The sequence below is a fragment of the Pedobacter sp. 01T416_2 genome (assembly GCF_056398925.1).
Genome location: NZ_JBFTQI010000612.1, coordinates 1 through 3678, shown reverse-complemented (window position 1 = coordinate 3678; position 3678 = coordinate 1). Strand labels below are relative to the sequence as shown.

The window sequence follows — 3678 nt, the reverse complement described above, 5'->3', positions numbered from 1 at the left end:
ATCAGACACTGTTTTAACGGCTTCTACAGTACCAAAAACTTCTTCTTTTGCTACTTCGCTGCCTACAGTATTGATGTCAACATAAACAATATCACCTAATTCGCGCTGAGCGAAATCAGTAACACCGATAATAGCTTCGTTACCTTCAACTTTAACCCACTCGTGGTCTTTAGTGTATTTTAATTCTGATGGAAAATTCATGGTTTGTATTTATTGATATAAGTTATATTAATTTTCTTGTTTATTAAGCTTGTATGGATAAAACGTTTCCCAGCGTTTACCGGCCAAAAATACAATTTAGTTTAAGCATTAGCAAAGGGTAAATTTTAGTTAATTTCACGATAAGTAGTACCTAGGAAAAAAGCACATATTCGTAATCAAATGAGCATTCAAATAAGAAACCACTGTTTACTGTAACTGGATATCTAATTCATGTAGCATAGGCACATTCACTGCGATGTCTTTGCTCTTGTTGTAATCAAGGACATTGTGATTGTTAAAAATTCAATAATATAGAGTTTTACCTTTTCATTGGTTGTTAAATATCTTTTGTCGCCCACCCTTCAACGTCTTTAGAATCAGAAAATTCTAATGGACGAATAAAGTTGATGCCTTGGTAACAACCTTTTATTGGATACAAAGCTTGTCTCGGTTTCCCTTGGTGCACTGAGTCTTTAATTTGAAACATATCAATCCTAGTGGCAATTAAATGAGTCTTAGCAATATCTGATTTGATAGCAACATTGATATTCAATTTATCTGACTTAATACTTGGATAAGCGATAGCACCAATATCCTTTGAAAGAAAAAATTGTTTAGCTATAGCTATTGAAATTTTGTATTCATCAATATTCCCAGGATCCACATCCTTAACGAATTCTTCGGTAATAAATCTTTTCAGTTCGCGATCTATCTCTATGAGTTTTTTATTATTGTTGTAGGCTATTTTGATAGCCTTATTATTATAGTCGGCGTGCTTTTTACTATTAAAGAAAGCATTCTCATTTGATATAAATTCAAGAATGCCGATATGAACAAAATTTACCGGATGGAGTATTTCCAGCTCTAAACATGTGCAATACATCCCATCAACTGGATTTAGTTCTCGGATTGACGTATCGGCCCCATGGGAGGTATATAGGATCGTATCATTAAGGTCATTCAACCTTCCGATAGACCTGGTGGGTTCTGGACACCATAAATCAGATAGATTTTTGATGTCCTCCGGACTTTTATGGACCCTGACGCGATGTAATTTAAGTCCATACGGAAGCTTAAAAAAAACAAATTTGAAATGGTTTATCATGCGAGAAAAACTTTCCATGTAATCTTTAATAGAAGTTTCATGGATGTTTTTCTCACGGAACCTATCCATCAACTTTCTTTGTATACCTTTATTGTGATGACTATTATTCATTCGACATTTTACGTCTAAGTGTAAAGACTTTCGTGTTTAATGTTCTTCGCGTCGCAAATCGTTTTGAAACGTAGCAAGGTCATCTATCACGCAATCTATCCGGCAGATTATTCGTAGGCTAGAGGCATAAAGCTAAATGGTAAGCACTGGATAAAATGTAACGTAATGAACCAGAGGCTTCCAATAATCAATAGCTTTTGATCCTAAGCTATTAATTCAGTGTAAACCTTAAACTAAATCCGAAATTACTGAATGAAGTATTAAAGGTTTGTGAAGTATAAGGCTTTGTAATATTCGAATCGTAAAACAATTTGATATTAAATTTCTGATTCAACACATAATCTACACTTGGTCTTAAGGTAATGTTTTTTGCTCCTGAAGAAACTTCCGCTTCGGTAACATCAGCCCTGTAAATAACGGTTTTATTATCGCGGATAGCTACATCCAATTTGAAATCCATGTTGTTATCCATTTTCAGGCTTTTAAACCATCCAAATGGGAAACGGAATTTATTGGTACGGTAGCCCAATCCTAAAACCATATTGTTTTCTGATAGCTGTGCCAATTGACTGTTTGATAAACTTAATCCCAATAAACGTGAACGGTTTAATTCGAAAGAAGCGGTCAGGTTATTTTTAAACCTGGTATCAACACCAACCAACGGAGAAAAATATTCAGAAATGGTTACCTGAGCAAACTGGTATTCCGGTAAAAAATTATTATTTACATCTCTACTGCTAACCGCACCATTGGTTTCCTGATAACGCAATAATGAGTTAAAGCCATTAATATTATAGGCAGAGCGATAGCCATGTCTGATATCGACAGATGAAAACTTGTCGGCGATAAAAGGAATACGTGTTAATCCGCTATAGGTTAAACTCCAGTTTGGAAGTGGAATTTTAGGAAAGGCATTCATTTTCGTTTTCCCGGCATCTTTGCCTGAATAAGCGGCCATAAAAGCAGAGATAATTACATCCTGGCTTTCTTTACTGTAACCATCGGCATAACCGCCGTTTACACCCCCTGAATTTGGATTCTGAGCACCCAATCTTCGAGAGATAATGATCCTATTGGCCATAAACTGATTAAACAGACCCGAAATCACCGTTGAGTTATTTTCTTTGAAAGCTGTACCCAAAGCAATATACGATACGCTATAATCGCCCGTGGTAATGGCACTTAAGTTTTCGAACGATGATACACTGGCTACATACCTGAAATTGGTAGAAAAGTTTCTTGTTTGCGCCTTATTGGCCTTTAGCGTAATCCGTAAATCTTTAAATGGCTCTACCTGCCCGGTAAGCTGAAAATCTTCTCTGAGTGTGTTTACATATAACTGATTCTGCAAGGTATCGGTGGTGAGCCATCCATTGTTTAAGGCCATATCACGAATATCGCGCTGACTGCCGAAAGCAAAGCCCAAACCTGGTGCACCCGTTACATTATCGATACCAAAATACTTAGTGGTTGGCAGATAGCCTGGCAAGAAAATACCTTTGGTTTGTACAAAGCTGGCATTAACGTTTTTTACACTCGTTAATAGATTAATAAAAAATGTCTTAGCACCACTTCCTTCCTGGTCGTTGCCCGCCTTTCTGATAAAACCAAACTTATTGTATAAAGTAGTTAGGTTTAAGGTTGGGTTTACCTGTACCGTTCTGCTGTTCTGTACCGTATTACCCAAATTAATATTCGGATCACGTAAAGTAGAAAGCGGCTCAGTTTGCCAGTTAAAGTTGGTACCATAACGGGTTTTAACGGTAATCCAGTTTAGTCCCGGTATTTTATCAATTGGCAGGTTATAGGTAACGTTTAAATTATGGTTATAATCGGTTGTACGCCCTAAACGTTTTAAGTTTTGCCAAACGGTATCGCGTTTTAAACCGTCAAGTCTTCCATCCGGTTCATCAATGATCGAATAATTTGTGGCATTAAAATCTAACTGTAACGAACGGGTAAGGTTCCAGGCTACACCATAAATCCTACTCATGGTGAAGTTTTTGTTAAAGGTGGTACCATAACCACTCTGGTAAACCCCGATGGTATTATTCGGATCGTTATTCCGTAAGGTATTTTCTGAATATAAACGGTCTACATCAATCCTGAAATTAATGGCACTTGGGAAAATACTGAAGTTAAAATCCTTCAATAAAGCCAGCATGTTTGATTTAATAATCTTTTCAAACGGCGCTATTGTTTTGGCTTCTTTAGAATAACTGTACTGTAACGATGCCCTATAGGTATTCTGAATACTGCTC

At 36.6% G+C, this 3678-nt stretch carries 3 protein-coding genes; all 3 read right to left on the bottom strand.

The window, feature by feature from the left end:
* Nucleotides 1-201: glycine cleavage system protein H (locus AC1DPQ_RS21185; RefSeq protein ID WP_477610787.1), on the bottom strand; the 201-nt coding region annotated here is incomplete at its 3' end.
* 337 nt (nt 202-538) lie between these two features.
* The gene (locus tag AC1DPQ_RS21180; protein WP_477582296.1) at nt 539-1417 is read right to left on the bottom strand and encodes a hypothetical protein; all 879 of its coding nucleotides are present in this window, start codon (nt 1415-1417) and stop codon (nt 539-541) included.
* A gap of 211 nt (nt 1418-1628) precedes the next feature.
* A partial coding sequence (sov, locus tag AC1DPQ_RS21175; protein WP_477610786.1) for a T9SS outer membrane translocon Sov/SprA occupies nt 1629-3678 on the bottom strand: 2050 nt, incomplete at its 5' end.